The organism is Stenotrophomonas sp. STEN014 (assembly GCF_056760315.1).
In genome coordinates, this window is record NZ_JBRREN010000001.1 from 210884 (window position 1) to 228505 (window position 17622).

Below are 17622 nucleotides of genomic sequence, written 5' to 3' on the forward strand. Positions count from 1 at the left end.
CCCCGGACGCCGCGGTACAGCCACACCGCGTCACGCCGGGCACGGGGGCGGGCATGATCGCGATGTCGGAGGCATACGCCCCGGGCTGTGAGGTCGCTCATCAGAAGTTGATGTTATGCGACAGGGAGAACACGCGACCGCGACCGGCCATCCAGTCGTCGTTGCTGTTGCTGGCCTCGGAGGTGGTGAGGATGTACTGCTTGTTGAGCAGGTTCTCCACGCCCAGGGTCAGCTTGCCGAAGCGGCCGGTGTCGTAGTTCACGCTCACATCGAGCAGGGTGCGCCCGGAGGTGTGTTCGGCGCCGCTCTTGCCCTGGTTGAGGGTGCGCGAGAGCAGGGTCATCGCGCCCAGGTTCAGATCAACCTGCGGTGCCAGGCGCCAGAACAGGTTCACACCGATCTTGTCCGGACTGACATCGTTGGCGCCCATGCGCTTGTCCAGCGGCCCGTTCTTGGTGAACCAGGTCTTGCCGACGATGTGCGAGTACATCGCATTGACCTTCAGGTCATCGCTGAAGTCGTAGCTGCCGCTGAACTCGATGCCGTTGATCTTGACCGGGCCGCGGTTCATGACGAAATCGCCGGTGACCGGATCGGTGCTCAGCGACACACCGAAGTCCGAGTCGCTGCGGTAGTAGGAGCCACTGAATGTGGCGTTGCCGGTGCGCCAGTTGAAGCCGATTTCCCGGTTCTCGACGATGATCGCCTGCAGATCGAGGATGCCGCTGACGCTCTGGCCCGGCTTGTTGATGTTGCGCAGCGGGATGCCGACGTTGGGCAGGCTGAAGCCTTCCGAGTAGGAGGCATAGGCCGACAGTTCGTCGGTGAAGCGATAGACCACACCGAGGTTGGGCAGGTCGGTCTTGTAGTCCAGCTTGCCGCCTTCCACGAACACGCGCTTGTTGTAGTAGGTGGTGGTGTAGCTGTCCACGCTCAACTCGCCGTCTTCCTGACGCAGGCCGCCGCTGACCGTCAGCGGGCCGATATCCCACGACAGCTGGGCATACGGCGCGGTGCTGGTGTACTCCATCGGCGGTACCCACACGCGCTGGGTCAGCGCCAGACGCTGGTCGGTGAGGTCCTTGACCACGTCCACACCGGCACGCAGTTCCAGCCCTTCAACGCCGAACAGCTCGCCACGGGTCCACGAGGTGCGCACGCCGCGCTTTTCCGAATTGACTTCGGACTGGTCGACCAGCTGGCCGAGCGGTGCGAACAGCGGGTCCTGCTTGTCCGAACCGTTCTCGGCCGGATAGCGCATCGCCTGATCGGCGCGGTAGGCGTCGGCGAGCAGGGTGCCGCCGAAGAAATCGGCGTGGCTGTAGGACAGCGAGAACTGGTTGAAATTGTTGAACTCGGTCTTGGCGCCCAGCGGGGTGCCGGCGATCGAGGTCGAGGTGATGTTGTTGGCACGGTCACCGTTGATGCCCGTGTAGTTGCCCTTGCCGGTCAGATTGAAGCGGCTGAGCGTGGCCTGCAGGCGCTGCATGTCCGCTTCGCCGAAGTTGGTGCCCACTTTCAGGAACAGGTTCTTCGACTCGGAGTCGTTGATGGTGCCTGAGCCGCGCATGCCGATCTTGCGGCCCTTGGCGTCATAGGCCATGCCACGGTCCACGAACGAGGTGGACAGCAGCAGGTCGTAGGCGTCCTCCTTGTGGCCGAAGGTCAGGCCAACCTTCCAGCCCTCACTGTCGTCGCGACCCTGGCTGCTGTAGCGGGTGCTGACGTTGGTGTGGCTGCCTTCTTCCGGTGTCTTGGAAATGTAGTTGATGATGCCGCCCGCCGCGCCCACGCCTTCCGCCGCGGAGGGGCCGTTGACCACCTCGATGCGGCCGATCACGCCCAGGTCGGTGAAGCTGCCGGCACGGTTGGTCTCACGCAGCGGCGAGGTTTGTGGAATGCCGTCGAACAGGCGCAGCGCGATGCGGCCGCGCAGGGTTTCACCGGAGTTGGTCAGTGCCTGGGTCGATTCGGAGTAGCCGGGAATCGTGCGCGTCAGTACCGCGGTGGCGTCCTCGGTCAGACTCAGCGAATTGTTCAACTCCTGCAGGCTGATGATGCTGACTGCGCCCGGGATGCGGTCCACCGCCTTGGGCGCACGGGTGCCGGTGACAATGACGTTGTCCAGCGTGGTGGCGCTGGGTTTGTCGCGATCTGCCACTGTGGTGTCCTGTGCGTGTGCGTTTGCCGACAGCAGCAAGGCCAGGGTGATGCTCGATGACAACAGGTTCTTCATGGTGCGCTCTCTCTCCAAAACGCGGTGGTGGTGCGGCTGGCGCCAACGGGGCGCGCGAAAAAAAAGCGCCACCAAAGCGGCGGCGCTCTATGCATCAAGCCTCTGTCAGAACTTGATGGTATGGCTCAGAGAAACCATCCGGCCACGGCCGGAGAAGTAGTTCTGCCAGCCCGGCAGCTGCGACCAGGTCAGCACGTACTGCTTGTCGAACAGGTTCTCGATGCCTACAGACAGCTGGCCATAGCGGCCGGTGTCGTAGTTCACGCTGAGATCCCACAGCGCATAGCCGTAGGTGCTCTCTTCGTTCTCATAGACATCGCCGTTGGTCGGATTGGTGAAGGTCTCACGGAGGTCGCGGCTGAAGGTTTTGCTCACGCCCAGCGTGGCGTTGAGGTTGTCGGCCGGGGTCCAGGTCAGCGAGGCGTTCACCTTGTCCGGTGAGATGTCCAGGATGCCCATTTCCTTCACCAGGCCCGAACCTGCGTAGTACTGGGTCTGGCCACGGATGCGCGAGTACAGGAAGGTGGCCTTCCACTGGTCGTTGAACGTCCAGGCGCTGTTGAGCTCGATGCCTTCGATCTCCACCGGAGCACGGGTGAGGATGAAGTCTTCGGTGACCTTGTCGATGGTCAAGGTGGAGCCGAAGTCGGAGGTCGAGCGGTACGCCGACGCGCCGACCTGGCCCTTGGCGCCACGCCAGTTGAAGCCGATTTCCTTGTTCTCGGTGATCAACGGCTGCAGGTCGGCGATACAGGACACGGCCTTGCATGGGCTGTTGGCCTGGATGTTACGCAGCGGAATACCGACGTTGGCAATGCCAAAGCCCTCCGAGTACGACGCGAACACCGACCACTCATCACTGATGCGCCAGATCGCACCGAAGTTGGGCATGTTGGCCTTGTAATCCATCTTGCCGCCCTGCACACGGGTATTGTCGCGGAAGGCCACGGTCGTGTAGCTGTCGATCTCGAGCTCGCCGTCTTCGCGGCGGATGCCCGCATCCAGCGTCACCGGACCGATGTCCCAGCTCAGCTGGGCATAGGGGGCGAGGCTGGTGTACTTCATCGGCGGCACCCACAGGCGGTTGGTCAGTGCCAGGCGCTGTTCAGCGGTGTCTTCCACCAGATCCAGGCCGGCGCGCAGGCGCAGCCCCTCCACCTTGAACAGGTCGTTGTAGGCGTAGCCGAAGCGCAGCCCCTTCTTCTCGCTGTTGATCTCGGACTGGTCCCAGATACGCTCGGCTTCCGGTGGCGCCGGCTTGACCAGCTGGCGATCCGAACCGTTCTCAGGCACGTAGCGCATGGCCTGCTGCGCCCAATAGGCGTCCACGCTCAGGTCGCCACCGAAGAAGTCGGCGTTGGTGTACTTGGCCGCGAACTGTTCGAAATCATTGAACTCGGCCAGTGACCCGGCGATGGAGCCCTTCACGGCGGTGTTGGTGGACGGCACCGGACATTCGACCGGATCGAAACGGCAGCCTTCCTCCGGTTTGTAGTTGTGCTTACCGCCGATATGGAAGTTGCTGTAGCTTGCCTGGATGCGCTGCATCTGGCCTTCGCCGAAGTTGTAGCCGCCCTTCATGAACAGGTTCTTGCTGTACGAATCGGACAGCGAGCCGGAGGTGTTCAGGCCAACCCGGCGCCCGTCGCCGTCGTAAGCCACGCCGCGGTCGATGTAGGCACCGCTGACCAGGAAGTCGGCTGCATCACCCTTGTAGGTATGCATGATGCCGATCTTGGACTGTGCGCTGTCATCCTTGAACTGGGTGCCGTAGCGCGTGCTCACGGTGGTCTCGTGGCCGTCCACGTCCGGATTCTTCGAGAGGTAGTTGATCACGCCACCGGCACCACCGATGCCCTCGGCGGCCGAGGGGCCATTGATGACTTCGATCCGGCCGATGACGCCCATGTCGGTGAATGTGCCGTTGCGGTTGCCCTCGCGCAGCGGCGAGCCCTGTGGCACGCCATCGAACAGGCGCAGCGCGATGCGGCCGCGCAGGGTCTCACCGGAGTTGCTCATCGCCTGCGAGGATTCGGAATAGCCCGGCACCATGCGTGCGAGCACCGCAGTGGCGTCTTCGGTCAGGTTGAGGGTGCGCTGTACTTGTTCGGGGGTCACCAGGGTGACCGCGCCGGGGACCTTGTCGATCGCAACAGGAGTGCGGGTACCGGTGACGATGACCTGGTCGAGGTCGGTGGCGTTCTTGTCCTGCGCCTGGGCAGGACTCATCACGCATGCGAGCAGTGCCGCACTGATGGCTGCGGAAAGTGGCTTGATCATTGATTTCTCCCCCGTTGGAAAAAAACAGCGGGGACAATTGGGGATTGTCAGCGCCGAATGGTTTGCATGGACGCAAGCGTCCAGGTCGCCGACCCGTGTGTACGTCCCTCCCAGGGCGCTGCAAGCACAACCGGCAATACGCGTGAGACTAGAGCCGGCCCCAGGGTGATAGAACCGAGGCTATCTATGTTCATTCCCTAGGGTTTGTTGCTTATCGCCCCCTGCGCACAGGCGCAGGACCGCTGTTTCAGCGCTGACGCTCGTTCAACGCGGCGCGGGCTTCTTCCAGCAACACGTTGACCAACCGGATCCGCACCGAAGATCGCGACCAGGCCACGCCGATCCGGCGCGGTTCGCTGGGCAGCGGCAAAGGGATGCGCACGACATTGAGCCCTTCGGGCCACGGTCTGGCCCAGTCCGGAACCAGCGATACGCCAAGGCCCCGGTCCACCATCACCGCGATGGCGTTCAAGGCGTTGAGCTCGAAACGCTCGCGCGGCACGATCCCTGCCTGGCGCAGATACTCGTCGGCCTGCCGGCCACCCCATTCATGACGGTCGTAGCGTATCAGTGGCTGCTCGCAGAGCAATTCGTGTGGGTCGCGCCCGGCAAAACGGGCTGGCGCCAGTACCACCAGTGGTTCCTCACGCAGCAGCTGCCAGTTGCAGGTCTTGGGCAGCGGAAAGGGTGCCTGCATCACCATCGCCGCATCCACGTCGCCGCCTTCCACCGCGCGGTACAGGTCCGCCGAATAGCCGGGTTTGATGAAGACGTTGATCTGGGGGAATGTGGCCACCATCCGCGACAGGATGTCCGGCAGCAGTCCGGCCAGTGCGGTGGGGCACGCGCCCAAACGCAATTCGCCTGCCAGATCGTTCTCGTTCGCCACGCTGCGCAGGTCGGCGACGTTGCGCAGCAGGTCGCGCGCGCGCTGCAATATGCGCGCGCCTTCTTCGGTCACGCTCACCGTACGTCCGGCGCGGGCGATCAGCGGCACGCCCAGTTCGCGTTCCAAGGTGCGAATCTGCTGGGCCACGGCGGCTGGCGTGATGTGCAGCAAACGTGCGGCGGCGGCCATCGAGCCACGATCGACCACGGTGACGAATGTATTGAGGAACTGGGTTTCCACGATCTACCTCTCAGCTGCCAAGCACGCTACATCAGCCGACCAGCCGGTGCGATGGACCAAGGTCATGGTTCAACGCCCAGAGGTCGTTATGCCGTGTCCTGTTTGTAGATGGTCAGACCCTTCAGCGAGGCTGCCGGCGGTGGGAAGAAGAGGCTGGCCAGATAGCCGATAACGATGCACAGCAGGATGGAGATGGCCAGATAGAAGTACGGATGGACCAGACTCATCGACCAGAAAATCAGGGTGATGAGAATGCTGCCGGCTACGCCGATCGCCACGCCCTGCCAGTTTGCACGGCGGGTGAACATGCCCAGCGTGTAGGCACCGGCGAAACCGCCGCCGAGCAGTCCCGCCAGTTCGATGGAAACATCGAACAGCGAATGGATGTCATACCTGCTCATCACCAGTGCGATACCGATGGCGATCAAACCCACCAGCACCCCGATCCACTCGGCAAACCGGACGCTCTGCTTGGGAGTCGGATTCTTTTTAAGCCTCTCGTAGAAATCGACAGAGGCCAGTGTGGAGACACTGTTGATGATGCTCGACAGCGTGGACATCGCGGCGGCGAAGATACCGGCGATGATCAGTCCGGTCACCCCCATCGGCAGTTCGGCCGCAATGAACAGCGGAAACGTGGCATCAATCGGCAGGAGGGGATTGAGTCGTTCCGGATTGTTCTTGTAATACACCCACAAAGCGGTGCCAATGCCGTAGAAAACAAAGCCCCCGGGAATCATCATCGCCGCGAACGTCCAGATGGAACGTCCGGCTTCCTTGTCGGACTTGGTCGACAGCACGCGCTGCATCAACACCTGGTCTTTGGGGAACGTCAGCACCACGTCGAACACGACCAGGAAGATGAAGCCCCAGACCGTGGCTTTGGTCAGATCGAAGCTGAAATCGAACAGCTGGGTCTTGTTTTCGGCCATGGCCGTGGACAGGAACTCCGGCATGCCGCCGTTGATCTGCTGGATGATGAAGCCGATGGCGAAGATGGCGCCGCCGAACATCACGAACACCTGCACGAAGTCGGTCCAGATCACCGCTTTCATGCCACCCATCGTGGTGTAGATGATGGTGAACACCCCCATCAGCAGGATGCTCCAGACCACATCAATACCGGTGATGGTGGAGATCGCCAGCGCCGGCAGAAACAGGATCACACTCATCCGGCTGCCGATCTGCATGACGATGCACAGCCCGCTGGCCAGCATGCGGATGGTCGGATGGAAGCGGGTTTCCAGATAGGAAAAGACGCTCATCAGATCAAGGCGGCGCAACAGTGGCACGATCCAGATCGCCACGAACATCAGGCCCAGAACGGCGATCAGGTTGTTGGTCATGTACTGCCAGTTCGTCTCGAAAGCCTTGGCAGGAATGGCGATGAAGCTGATGGAGCTTGTGTTGGTGGCATACAGGCTGATGCCGGCGGCCCAGAAAGGAATGCTGCGACCGCCGACGAAAAAGTCGGAGGTGCTGCCATGTTTTTCCTGGAAATAGAACCAGGCGCCGATGCCGAGCATCGCTGCCAGATAGACGATGATCACTGCCCAGTCGAGCCAGCGCAGCAGGTGTTTGCTGCTTTCTATCTGTGCGTACTGGAATTGACTGCCGCCAGCGCCGGTGCTGGCCCACAGCAGGCCATTGCCCCAGCTGGTGATCGCCTGCGGTGCGGCAATGGTGGGTGCATCTTCGAGCGTGTTCCAGGCACTGGTGATCGAGTGGAAGGTCCGGGCCTGGATCTTCCCGCCTGGAGTTTTCACCAGCATCAGCATATGGGCCTGGCCCAGGGCGCGCATCGATCCGTCGATGAGCTTGCCTTGCAGCGGTGGCATCGACTGCCAGCCGTCTTCAGTGGACCAGCGCCATAACTGGTCGTTTTCCTGTGAACCACCCACCACGGCATACAACCTGCCTTTCTGGGCCTGCAGCGCGCTGGGTGTGCCGGTTTGCGGCCAGACGGTCTGCGGCTGCCAGGCGCTGGTGGCAGAGGCTGCAAGGCTGCGGCTGTACAGACGGGTAGCGCCCGTATCGTCATTGCCGCTCAGGTACAGCGTATCGCCCAGCACGGTGGCATGGGTCGAGGTCAATGCCAGCGGCAGTGGCACCGCACTGCCCTTCTTCAGATCGTTCTTTTGCAGCTGGAGTGGCTGCAGGCGATCGCTGGTGCCTGCGGCGCTGCCTTCCAGCAGATAGGCCCGTCCGCCTGCGGCTATGGCCCCGTGTACCGTTGCATCGATCTTGCCCGTCAGCAGTTCCCAGGCCTTGTTGTCGGCGCGCAGTGCCCATGCCTGACCTTTGCCGAGCGCCACGGTACGGCCATCGATGCTGAGCAGTTCCTCCGGGGCGACATTCCCCGGCAACGGCGGCAGGGTGCCGGCGCTTACCGTAGTCAGGCTCTCGGCTGCCACGGTACTGCTGACCATGAACAGCATGGTGATGGCGATCATGCGCAGCGGGTGTGCGCAGTATCGGAGCAGGGTGGGGACGAAAGCGCAGGCCGCGGATCTGGACATGGAAGGACCGGGTAAAAGGTGGGCGGGTCCGGACAGGGCCGCCGCACGATAGGCAGAAGGAATTCGAACGTCGACGGAAGCGATCTAGATTGAGACGGGGCGCGCTGCGGCAAGCAATGCTTCGGCGCGACGCAGAAAAGGCAGGTCGATCATCCGGCCTTCGAACAGGAATGCGCCGCGGCCGCTGTCACTGGCCTTGGCCGCCGCGGCCACAATCCGCTCTGCCTCTTCGATCAGCGCCTGGGGAACGCGGAAGATATCGTTCGCCAATGCCACCTGGCTGGGATGGATGCAGCTTTTGCCGATAAAGCCCAGCCTTTGCGCCATCTTTGCTTCGATACGGAAACCCTCACTGTCGGCCACATCTGGCCAGGCGCCATCGCAGGCGAACACACCCGCTTCGGCGGCGGCCATCTTCAATACGGAGAGGGTGAAGTGCACGTTGGCTGGATCGCGCGCAATGCCGTTGGGCGCGAACATGTCACCTAGACCGAGCTGCAGGCCGGCCACGCGCGAATGCGCCGTGGCCAGCTCAGCGGCCAGGCGCAGGCCACGCGGGGTTTCAATATTGAGCAGCAGGCCGATCGGCCGGGTGACGCCGTTGGCGATCTCGGCCTGGTCCAGCGCGGCAGCGATGTGGCGAACCTGCGCGGCCGATTCAATCTTGGGTACGTTCAGCAGCCACAGGCCGGGCACAGCCACGGCGGCAAGATCGGCGGCGAAGTGCGGGCTGTCACTGCCATTGGTGCGGACGATGAGACGCTTGCCGGTGGCGGTGATGTCGGTGCGGGCGAGGAAGCTGGCCACCTCTTCACGCGCGGCCTGCTTTCCCGCCTCGGGTACCGAATCTTCCAGATCAAAGGACAAGGCGTCGGCCGGGCCGGCCATCGCCTTGTCGAACAGTTCCGGACGTGCGCCGGGTACAAACAGCTTGCTACGCATGGCTTCCCCTCATCTCCACGGGCAGTCTGCGCGAATCGGAACGCTGAAAAAGTGTATTCCCCAATATTCACTAGATAGGCTTTGTTGCCATTTGCAGGGGAACTGTCCTCCCTTTGCGAGGGCGCCGGATTAGAATCACCGCCATGAAAATCGCTTCGTGGAACGTCAATTCGCTCAACGTCCGCCTGCCGCATCTGGAGCAGTGGCTGGCCGGCTTCGCCCCCGACGTGGTCGGCATCCAGGAAACCAAGCTGGAGGACCACAAATTCCCGGACACACGCCTGCTCGAACTGGGCTACCGCAACGTGTTCGCCGGGCAGAAGACCTACAACGGTGTCGCGCTGCTGGCGCGGCAACCGATCGAGGACGTGCAGATCGGCATTCTCGGCTTCGAAGACGAGCAGAAGCGGGTGATCGCCGGCACGGTCGATGGCGTGCGCATCATCAACCTGTATGTGGTCAACGGCCAGGATATCGGCACCGACAAGTACGCCTACAAGCTGCGCTGGCTGGAGGCGGTGCACGACTGGATTGCCGCCGAGCTGCAGAAGTATCCGCAGCTGGTGGTGCTGGGCGATTTCAACATCGCCCCGGACGCGCGCGACGTGCACGACCCGGCCGTGTGGAACGAGGAGCACATTCTCACCTCGGCGGCGGAGCGTGGCGCACTGGAGAAATTGCTGGCCCTGGGGCTGTACGACGCGTTCCGGCTGCACAACGACGCCGCCGGTGTGTTCAGCTGGTGGGACTACCGTGCGGCCGGCTTCCGCCGCGATCTGGGCCTGCGCATCGACCTGACCCTGGTGTCCGAGGCGCTCAAGTCGCGTGCGGTGGCCGCGGGCATCGACCGCGAGCCACGCACCTGGGAGCGCCCCAGCGACCATGCCCCGGCGTGGGTGCAACTGGGCTGACGGCTGCAGCCCTGGCCGGAGTGGGGCGGTTCGCGCCGGCAATCAGGCACGGCCCGGCTGTTGCCAGTCGAGCCGTGCCGATCCGTGATTGCGCACCGGGCTCAGCGCACGCTTTTGCGGGTGAACAGGTTGACGATGGCCAGCAGAATTACCGCCCCCACCAGTGACAACAGGAACGAGCGCAGCGTGATGGCCGCATTGATGCTGCCGCCGCTGAAGAAGAAGCCGGCAATCATCGCGCCGATAATGCCCACGACAATGTTCAGAAGGATGCCCTGCTGTGCATCGCGGCGCATGATGAGACTGGCCAGCCAGCCCACGACGCCACCGACGATCAACCAGATGATGAGGCCCATGCCTGATTCTCCCTGCCTAAAAGCACCTGTGCCGGTGCGGGGCCTACAGTCAACGCGCGGCGCCGTGAAAACCTTGTCGACCCCTGCCCGGTTCCATTCAGCATGAACCGGGGGCCATGGCCGTCCTGGCGGTTCGAACCGGTGCAGGTGTGGATGCTGCCGCATACCCCCGGCACCCGCGGCGAGCCGCAGGCACGTGAGGTGCTGGCGGCCGAACTGGGTATGACGCCGCAGGCGCTGCCGCTGACCCGCGATGAGCGCGGCCGGCCTTGGCTGATCGGCGCGCTGGACCATTACGGCACCGGCTGGAGCCACAGCGGCGGGCATCTGCTGGTGGCGCTGGGCAAGGGCGCGCGGCTGGGCGTGGATCTGGAGCAGCAGCGCCCGCGCCGGCAGATGCGCGAGGTGATCGGCCGCTTCTTCCATCCCGATGAGATCGCATGGCTGCTGGGACTGGATGACGCCGACTGCGAGCACTGGTTCTTCCGCGTGTGGTGCGCCAAGGAGGCGCTGCTCAAGGCGCACGGGCATGGCATCTCCTTCGGCCTGCACAAGTTGCAGTTCGCGCCGACGGCCGCCGGCGCGCTGGTGCTGGCCTGGTGCGATCCGGGGCTGGGCCAGGCCCGCCACTGGCGCCTGCACGAGTGGCAGGCCACGGCGGACTTTCGCGCGGCGCTGGCGTGGTATCCGCTGTGAGGCCGGGCGTCGTGGGCGCGGGCGCCGGTCGTACGGCGCGGACAGGGTGCCGGCAGGTCGTGGAACCTCCTGGTTCGGGGCCTTATTTTACTGTCAGCCAGGCGGGAGGCGGCGGAAGCGGCATCGGGCCTGCGATAATTCGCCCATGAATGACATCTCCCTTCCGCCGGAAGTCGCCACCGATCTGGCGCGCGGCCTGCAGGCCATGGGTCTGGACACCGCACTGGCCACGCCGCTGCTGGCCTACCTGGCCCTGCTGGTGCGCTGGAACCGCACCTACAATCTCACTGCCATCCGCGACCCACGCGAAATGGTGACCCGCCACCTGCTCGATTCGCTGGCGATGGCCTCGCATGTCGATTCCGGCAGTCTGGCCGATCTGGGAACCGGCCCGGGCTTGCCGGGCATCCCGCTGGCCATCACCCACCCGCAGCTGCAGGTCACGCTGGTGGAGAGCAACGGCAAGAAGGCCCGCTTCCTGCGCGAGGCGGTGCGCAAGCTGGGACTGGGCAACGCGCGGGTGGCCGAATCCCGGGCCGAGGCGCTGGAGGAGCCGGGCGCCTACGACAACCTTACCGCCCGCGCCATGGATACCCTGGCCGGCATCATCGCCGTCGGTGGCCACCTGCTGCGACCGGGAGGGCAGCTGCTGGCGATGAAAGGCGTCTACCCGCACGAGGAAATCGCGCAGTTGCCGGCCGATTGGCAGGTGTTGGAAGTGCGTCCGCTGCAGGTACCCGGGCTGGTGGGCGACCGCCATCTGGTAGTGGTCCAGCGCCGCTGAGACCGTCATCACGCTTCCGCCGCAGCGTTCCGAGGGCGCGGTCAGCGGTGCCGACGGGCCCCGTTTGCCGGTGGTTGCCGGCGCGCGGGTGCGCGCGCCGATTTCCGCCTGCGCGCCGCTAGCCGCATAATGCCCAGTCCCAACCCGCCTACGAGGCTCTCCTGCATGGCTCGCATCATCGCCATCGCCAACCAGAAAGGCGGCGTCGGCAAGACCACCACGGCCGTCAATCTGGCTGCTTCCCTTGCCGCCGCACCCAAGCGCGTGCTGCTGGTCGACCTGGATTCGCAGGGCAATGCGACCATGGGCAGTGGCGTGGACAAGCGTGAGGTCGCCGCGTCCACCTGCGATCTGCTGCTGGGCGAGATCAGTGCTGCCGACGTGCGGGTGAAGACCCCGGAAGGCTTCGACCTGCTGCCGGGCAACATCGACCTGACCGCGGCCGAAATCCAGATGATGAACCAGAGCGAGCGCGAGCAGCGGCTCAAGCGCGCCCTGGCACCGATCCGCGAGGAATACGACTACATCCTGATCGACTGCCCGCCGGCGCTGTCGCTGCTCACGCTCAACGCGCTGGCCGCCGCCGATTCGGTGATCGTGCCGATGCAGTGCGAGTACTACGCGCTGGAAGGCCTGAGCGCGCTGGTGGAAACCATCGAGGCGCTGAAGATCAACCTGAACCCGGCGCTGGAGATCGAAGGCGTGCTGCGCACCATGTTCGATGTGCGCAACAACCTGGCCAACGCGGTGTCCGCGCAGCTGGTCGAATACTTCGGCGACCGCGTGTTCCGCACCATCGTGCCGCGCAACGTGCGCCTGGCCGAGGCCCCCAGCCATGGCCAGAGCATCGTCGGCTATGACCGCGGTTCGCGTGGCGGGGTGGCCTATCTGGGCCTGGCCGGCGAGATCATCCGCCGCAACACCGAACGCAAACCGGCCGTCCACGCCGCGGAGGCTGTCTGATGAGTACGGCGAAGAAGCGCGGTCTGGGCCGCGGGCTGGATGCGTTGCTGGGCCCGCGCGGCGCGGTGACACCGGTCTCTGTTGCCGCCGTGGCCGAGCCGCAGCCGGGGGAAGTGCTGCGCAAGCTGCCCATCGATGCCCTGCAGCCGGGCAAGTACCAGCCGCGTCGCGACATGGACGAAGGCAAGCTGGCCGAGCTGGCCGAGTCGATCACCGCCCAGGGCGTGATCCAGCCGATCCTGGTGCGCCAGATCGAGGGCGGCAAATACGAAATCATCGCCGGTGAACGCCGCTGGCGCGCCTCGCGCCTGGCCGGGCTGGACGAAGTGCCGGCGGTGGTACGCGAGCTGGAAGACCGCACCGTCATCGCGATGGCGCTGATCGAGAACATCCAGCGTGAAGACCTCAATCCGCTGGAAGAAGCCGAAGCGCTGGCACGGCTGGTCAGCGAGTTCTCGCTGACCCACGCCGAAGCGGCGCAGGCGGTGGGCCGCTCGCGCGCTTCGGTGTCCAACCTGCTGCGCCTGATCGATCTGCCGGTTGGGGTGCGCGTGCTGCTGGAAACCCGCCGCCTGGAAATGGGCCATGCCCGCGCGCTGCTGACGCTGGCGCCGGAACTGGCAACCAAACTGGCCCAGGACGCGGCCGATGAGGGCTGGTCGGTGCGCGAAGTCGAGCACCGCGCGCAGCAGTTCGCCGCCGGCAAGGTGCCGGGCGCGCGCAAGGCCAAGCCGGGTCCGAGCGCGCCGCAGGCCGACATCGCCTCGCTGGAGACCGAGCTGTCCGAATCGCTGGGCACCAAGGTGGCGATCGCCCACGGCCGCGGTGGCCGGGGCAAACTGGTCATCCATTACACCGATCTGGACACGCTCGATGGCGTGCTGGAACGGCTGCGCGTCCGCCAGCCGGGCTGACGTCATCCACTTTTCCGAGGTGCACCTACCGCAATGAACCCCACCAAGGTCGACCGCAATCATTTGCTGCGTCTGACCGACCTCCCGAATGTGGGGCCGGCCTGTGAAAAGGATCTCCGTCTGATCGGAATCCGGGTTCCCGCGCATCTGCGCGGGCGTGATCCTTACGACATGTACGCGCAGCTGTGCCTGAAAACCGGCGTGGAGCACGACCCCTGCGTGATCGACGTGTTCCTGTCGGTGGTGCGCTTCATGGCGGGCGAGGCGCCGCAGCCGTGGTGGGCCTTCAGCAAGGAGCGCAAGGCGGCGCTGGCCCGGGAGCCGCTCAGGCTATGAGCATCCTGGTCACCGGCGCGGCTGGCTTCATCGGTGCCTACACCTGCCAGGCGCTGGCTGCCCGTGGCGAGCGGGTGGTCGGGCTGGACAACTACAACGACTACTACGATCCGCAGCTCAAGCGTGACCGCGTGGCCGCGTTGTGTCCGCAGGTGGATATCCGCACGCTGGACCTCACCGATCGCGACGGCCTGGCCGCGCTGTTCGACGAGGTCCAGCCGACCCGGGTGGTCCATCTGGCCGCGCAGGCCGGGGTGCGCTACTCGCTGGAGAATCCGCACGCCTACGTTGACAGCAATCTGGTGGGCTTCGTCAATGTGCTGGAGCTGTGCCGCCATCGCGGCGTGCAGCACCTGCTGTATGCCTCCAGCAGCTCGGTCTATGGGGACTCGGCCACACCGCCGTTCTCCGAAGACCAGCGGGTGGACCGGCCGCGCTCGCTGTACGCGGCGACCAAGGCGGCCAATGAGCTGATGGCCTACACCTATGCCCAGCTGTACGGTCTGCCGGCCACCGGCCTGCGCTTTTTCACGGTGTATGGCCCGTGGGGCCGGCCGGACATGGCACCGCTGCTGTTCTCCCGGGCGGTACTGGCCGGGCGCAGCATCGAGGTCTTCAACGAGGGGCGCATGCGGCGTGACTTCACCCATGTGTCGGACATAGTGGCCGGCATCCTCGGGGCGCTGGCGCAGCCCTCGGCCGAACCCACGCCGCACCAGGTATTCAACCTGGGCAATCACACGCCGGTGGAACTGGAACATTTCATCGAGGTGATCGCCACCGCGGCCGGGCGCCCGGCGCACAAGATCTACCGGCCGATGCAGCCCGGCGACATGGTCGAAACCATGGCCGATACCCGCCGCGCCCACGCCGCGTTCGGTTACGCGCCGCGCACCCCGATCGAAACCGGGTTGCCACCGGTGGTGCAGTGGTGCCGCGAGTATTTCGGCAGCGCCGCCTGAGCCGGCGTTGCCGCGCCGGTACGGGTACGCGGGCGCCGTTTCGATGACAGCAGGCGCGGTCGAGGCGCACGGCAGGCATCTGGTTGAGCGCTGCCGCCGGGCGGACCGCTGGCCGGGTCGTCCTCAATTCGAATCGAGTAGCCCCGCCACTTTCCGGCTATGTTTTTCAGGGCTCCGGCCGGCGGGCTATCGTTCCACAGCGACCGGCCGGCGCCCAGGGGCGGGCGGGGGTGACCGGGGCTGCAGTTCCCTGGCCGGCACCGCATAACGCTGCTGGTTATAGGCCCAGCTGGGCCACAGCGCGTGGGCCAAGGTCAATCTGGCCAGCGCCGGATCCACCGCGGCAGGCGTCAGCGTCTCGCCCTCGCGCCGGTAGTGGAACTGCTCGGCCGGCTGTTGTGGCTGCAGGACCAGCAACTGCTCGCCCTGCAGATAGCCGTAGTTGTCGCCGTACTGCATGATCGCCCGGCCCGGCTGGCGCACGGTCAGGTCCACGCCCAGCATCGGATGGGTACTGCTGATGCCGATCAGTGACAGCAGTGTCGGCGGCAGGTCGATCTGGCTGACGATCTGCTCGTCGCGCCGCACCGGCACCCCGGGGCCGAGGATCAGCGCCGGGATGTGGAAGTGCTTGACCGGCACCAGGCTGGCGCCGAACACGCGTGAATCGTGGTCGGCCACTACCAGGAACACGGTGTTCTCCCAGTACGGCGACTGCCTGGCACGGGCGAAGAACTGGCCCAGCGCCCAGTCCGCGTAACGGGCGGTGTTCTCCACGCTGGCGGCCGGTGTGCTGGGCTGGATGCGCCCGGCCGGGTATTCCCACGGGCTGTGGTTGGAGACGCTGAAGGCCATCGTGAAGCGCGGCTGGCCGTCATCGTGCAGCAGGCGGTGATGCAGTTCGTTGAACATGTCCTCATCGGAGGCGCCCCACGAGCCGACGAAGCCGGGTTTGACCGCAAAGCGCGGGCGGTCGATGACCTCATCGAAACCGTTGCCGAGGAAGAATGCCTTCATGTTGTCGAAGTGCGCTTCGCCGCCGTAGAGGAAGCGCGAGCGGTAGTCGAACTGGCCGAGCAGGCCGGCCAGGCTGAAAAAGCCGCTCTGGCTGCGCGGCAGCTTCAGCACCGCTTCGGCCGGGGTGGGCAGGAAACCGGTGCTCAGCGCCTCCAGTCCGCGCACCGAGCGGGTGCCGGTGGCGTAGGCCCGTGCCAGCAGCCAGCCCTGTTCGGCCAACGCGTCGAACTGCGGTGACAGTTTCTGCCCGCCCAGCGTGCCGATGTACTGCGCGCCCAGGCTTTCCTCGACGATGACCACCAGGTTCAGCGGTTTGGCCGGTGCGGCACTGGCCTGCTGCCGGTGCACGCTGGGGTGCAGCGGATCCAGCGGTGGCCCGGTGATGCCGGCGGCCTCGCGCACCAGCTGGTGCATTTCCGGCTCGGGCATCGCGCCGTAGACCTGCGCGGCCGAGCGTTCGCCGGTCATGCCGCGGATGGCGTGCAGCACGTTGTACAGCGAGTTCAGCGGCAGCGCGTTGATCATCGCATCGTCACTGAAGGCCACTTTGGAAGCGTTGAGCGGACGGTGGTCCAGGGTGCCGCGCGCGGCCAGGAACAGCACCACAAAGGCGCTGGCGGTAGCCACCGCGCGCAGCCAGGGTTTCAGCGAAACCGCATCGCGCCTCGCCTGCAGCCAGCGGCATCCGGCCCAACCCAGCACCGCCAGGCCCAGCGTGGCCAGCAGCAGAACACCCTTGTAGCCCTGCCACAACATCGCCGAGACCTCCTGCGGGCTGTTGAGGTACTCCACGTACAGCCGGTTCGGGCGGGTGTCGTATTCCAGGAGGAACTGCGGCGTGGACACTTCCAGCAGCACGAACAGCAGCCACCACAGCCGGTACCACCCGCCGGTGATGCGGGTGGGCCAATCCCGGTGGCCGAGCCAGGGTGAGAGCAGGACCGGGACGGCGCAGACCATGGCCAGCAGGCTCAGATCGATGCGCCAGCCGCCGAACAGGATCGGCCACAGTCCACCGGCCGGCTGCACCCGCGGCCATAGCCACAGCGCCAGTCCGAGCCGGCACAGGGTCAGGAAAACCAGGGTGAGCAGCAGGAAACGCCAGGTGAGCTTACGCAACGCCGAGATCCGTTGAAGGTGGTGCACAACACGCCTGAAGTCCCTTCATCGCACCGCCCGGGAAACCTCCCGGGCCGGCTGTCATGGGCGTCGCATAACCGGGAAATATTACTCTGAATACGCGCCTCGCCCCTGCCCTCCACTGCCGCCGCGGACGTGGCACCGGTGAGGCCGGGTGGCCGGGTGGCCGGGTGAGTTCACACATGTTTCCGACATCGTCGCCGCTATCTTCCCGCGGTTGTCACCTCCGGCGGCCACCCTCGGTGCTTGGCTGCGCTACAGCCGCCGTCCCCGTCGCGCCGTCGGCGTGGCAGTATCTGGCCGTCGGGTGTTCCGCTGCCAGGGCGCTGCGCCTGCTCTGGATCGCGCGCCTGATTTCACGCTGTGCTAAGTCGGGCCCGGGAGAATGCCTGTTCCGTTTCCTTAATACGCATGCCCCATCACCCTGCCTGCCTTAC

General features: G+C 65.1%; 14 protein-coding genes. 7 read left to right on the forward strand and 7 right to left on the reverse strand.

Going from position 1 to position 17622, the window contains the following annotated elements; translation table 11 throughout:
* Positions 1-100 precede the first annotated feature (100 nt).
* The 5 genes from ACVOMC_RS00785 to ACVOMC_RS00805 all read right to left on the reverse strand — a co-directional run bounded on the left by ACVOMC_RS00785 (position 101) and on the right by ACVOMC_RS00805 (position 9106).
* Complete coding sequence (locus ACVOMC_RS00785; RefSeq protein WP_481522459.1) at positions 101-2236, reverse strand: TonB-dependent receptor; 2136 nt, start codon at positions 2234-2236, stop codon at positions 101-103.
* Between the two features lie 105 nt (positions 2237-2341).
* Positions 2342-4516, reverse strand: coding sequence for a TonB-dependent receptor (locus ACVOMC_RS00790; protein ID WP_481522460.1), 2175 nt, complete (start codon positions 4514-4516; stop codon positions 2342-2344).
* Between the two features lie 247 nt (positions 4517-4763).
* Positions 4764-5645, reverse strand: a complete 882-nt coding sequence (locus ACVOMC_RS00795; protein ID WP_057505676.1) for a LysR family transcriptional regulator — start codon at positions 5643-5645, stop codon at positions 4764-4766.
* 86 nt (positions 5646-5731) lie between these two features.
* Positions 5732-8098: a sodium:solute symporter family transporter gene (locus tag ACVOMC_RS00800; protein ID WP_481522461.1), complete on the reverse strand. Its 2367-nt coding sequence runs from the start codon at positions 8096-8098 to the stop codon at positions 5732-5734.
* 150 nt (positions 8099-8248) lie between these two features.
* Complete coding sequence (locus tag ACVOMC_RS00805; RefSeq protein ID WP_481522462.1) at positions 8249-9106, reverse strand: HpcH/HpaI aldolase/citrate lyase family protein; 858 nt, start codon at positions 9104-9106, stop codon at positions 8249-8251.
* A gap of 143 nt (positions 9107-9249) precedes the next feature.
* Between ACVOMC_RS00805 and xth the strand changes: the two genes are divergently transcribed.
* Positions 9250-10017, forward strand: a complete 768-nt coding sequence (xth, locus tag ACVOMC_RS00810; protein WP_481522463.1) for an exodeoxyribonuclease III — start codon at positions 9250-9252, stop codon at positions 10015-10017.
* A 101-nt stretch (positions 10018-10118) separates the two neighbouring features.
* On the opposite strand, the gene ACVOMC_RS00815 is transcribed toward xth, so the two are convergent.
* Positions 10119-10373: a GlsB/YeaQ/YmgE family stress response membrane protein gene (locus tag ACVOMC_RS00815; protein ID WP_054661002.1), complete on the reverse strand. Its 255-nt coding sequence runs from the start codon at positions 10371-10373 to the stop codon at positions 10119-10121.
* Positions 10374-10475: 102 nt separating this feature from the next.
* Here ACVOMC_RS00815 and ACVOMC_RS00820 point away from each other — a divergent pair, with 102 nt between their 5' ends.
* The 6 genes from ACVOMC_RS00820 to ACVOMC_RS00845 all read left to right on the forward strand — a co-directional run bounded on the left by ACVOMC_RS00820 (position 10476) and on the right by ACVOMC_RS00845 (position 15028).
* The gene (locus ACVOMC_RS00820) at positions 10476-11069 is read left to right on the forward strand and encodes a 4'-phosphopantetheinyl transferase family protein (protein ID WP_481522464.1); all 594 of its coding nucleotides are present in this window, start codon (positions 10476-10478) and stop codon (positions 11067-11069) included.
* Positions 11070-11214: 145 nt separating this feature from the next.
* The gene (gene rsmG / locus ACVOMC_RS00825; protein ID WP_057505672.1) at positions 11215-11853 is read left to right on the forward strand and encodes a 16S rRNA (guanine(527)-N(7))-methyltransferase RsmG; all 639 of its coding nucleotides are present in this window, start codon (positions 11215-11217) and stop codon (positions 11851-11853) included.
* Between the two features lie 165 nt (positions 11854-12018).
* Entirely contained in the window at positions 12019-12816 is a 798-nt protein-coding gene (locus ACVOMC_RS00830) for a ParA family protein (protein WP_057505671.1), read from the forward strand.
* The gene (locus tag ACVOMC_RS00835) at positions 12816-13730 is read left to right on the forward strand and encodes a ParB/RepB/Spo0J family partition protein (RefSeq protein ID WP_057505670.1); all 915 of its coding nucleotides are present in this window, start codon (positions 12816-12818) and stop codon (positions 13728-13730) included. The genes ACVOMC_RS00830 and ACVOMC_RS00835 overlap by 1 nt, the downstream gene beginning before the upstream one ends.
* 33 nt (positions 13731-13763) lie before the next feature.
* Positions 13764-14066 (forward strand): helix-hairpin-helix domain-containing protein, encoded by a 303-nt coding sequence (locus ACVOMC_RS00840; protein WP_054657710.1) that lies wholly within the window; start codon positions 13764-13766, stop codon positions 14064-14066.
* Positions 14063-15028, forward strand: coding sequence for an SDR family NAD(P)-dependent oxidoreductase (locus ACVOMC_RS00845; protein WP_481522465.1), 966 nt, complete (start codon positions 14063-14065; stop codon positions 15026-15028). Before ACVOMC_RS00840 ends, ACVOMC_RS00845 begins: the two co-directional genes overlap by 4 nt.
* A gap of 186 nt (positions 15029-15214) precedes the next feature.
* Here ACVOMC_RS00845 and ACVOMC_RS00850 read toward each other — a convergent pair whose 3' ends face one another.
* The gene (locus tag ACVOMC_RS00850; RefSeq protein WP_481522466.1) at positions 15215-17164 is read right to left on the reverse strand and encodes an LTA synthase family protein; all 1950 of its coding nucleotides are present in this window, start codon (positions 17162-17164) and stop codon (positions 15215-15217) included.
* Between the last annotated feature and the right edge of the window lie 458 nt (positions 17165-17622).

Excerpts from the sequence above, each read along its gene's own strand:
- ACVOMC_RS00840 (WP_054657710.1), top strand. The coding sequence starts at position 13,764 with ATGAACCCCACCAAGGTCGACCGCAATCATTTGCTGCGTCTGACCGAC.
- xth (WP_481522463.1), top strand. The coding sequence starts at position 9,250 with ATGAAAATCGCTTCGTGGAACGTCAATTCGCTCAACGTCCGCCTGCCG.
- ACVOMC_RS00830 (WP_057505671.1), top strand. The coding sequence starts at position 12,019 with ATGGCTCGCATCATCGCCATCGCCAACCAGAAAGGCGGCGTCGGCAAG.
- ACVOMC_RS00815 (WP_054661002.1), bottom strand. The coding sequence starts at position 10,373 with ATGGGCCTCATCATCTGGTTGATCGTCGGTGGCGTCGTGGGCTGGCTG.
- ACVOMC_RS00800 (WP_481522461.1), bottom strand. The coding sequence starts at position 8,098 with ATGATCGCCATCACCATGCTGTTCATGGTCAGCAGTACCGTGGCAGCC.
- ACVOMC_RS00805 (WP_481522462.1), bottom strand. The coding sequence starts at position 9,106 with ATGCGTAGCAAGCTGTTTGTACCCGGCGCACGTCCGGAACTGTTCGAC.
- ACVOMC_RS00835 (WP_057505670.1), top strand. The coding sequence starts at position 12,816 with ATGAGTACGGCGAAGAAGCGCGGTCTGGGCCGCGGGCTGGATGCGTTG.
- ACVOMC_RS00785 (WP_481522459.1), bottom strand. The coding sequence starts at position 2,236 with ATGAAGAACCTGTTGTCATCGAGCATCACCCTGGCCTTGCTGCTGTCG.
- rsmG (WP_057505672.1), top strand. The coding sequence starts at position 11,215 with ATGAATGACATCTCCCTTCCGCCGGAAGTCGCCACCGATCTGGCGCGC.
- ACVOMC_RS00845 (WP_481522465.1), top strand. The coding sequence starts at position 14,063 with ATGAGCATCCTGGTCACCGGCGCGGCTGGCTTCATCGGTGCCTACACC.
- ACVOMC_RS00790 (WP_481522460.1), bottom strand. The coding sequence starts at position 4,516 with ATGATCAAGCCACTTTCCGCAGCCATCAGTGCGGCACTGCTCGCATGC.
- ACVOMC_RS00820 (WP_481522464.1), top strand. The coding sequence starts at position 10,476 with ATGAACCGGGGGCCATGGCCGTCCTGGCGGTTCGAACCGGTGCAGGTG.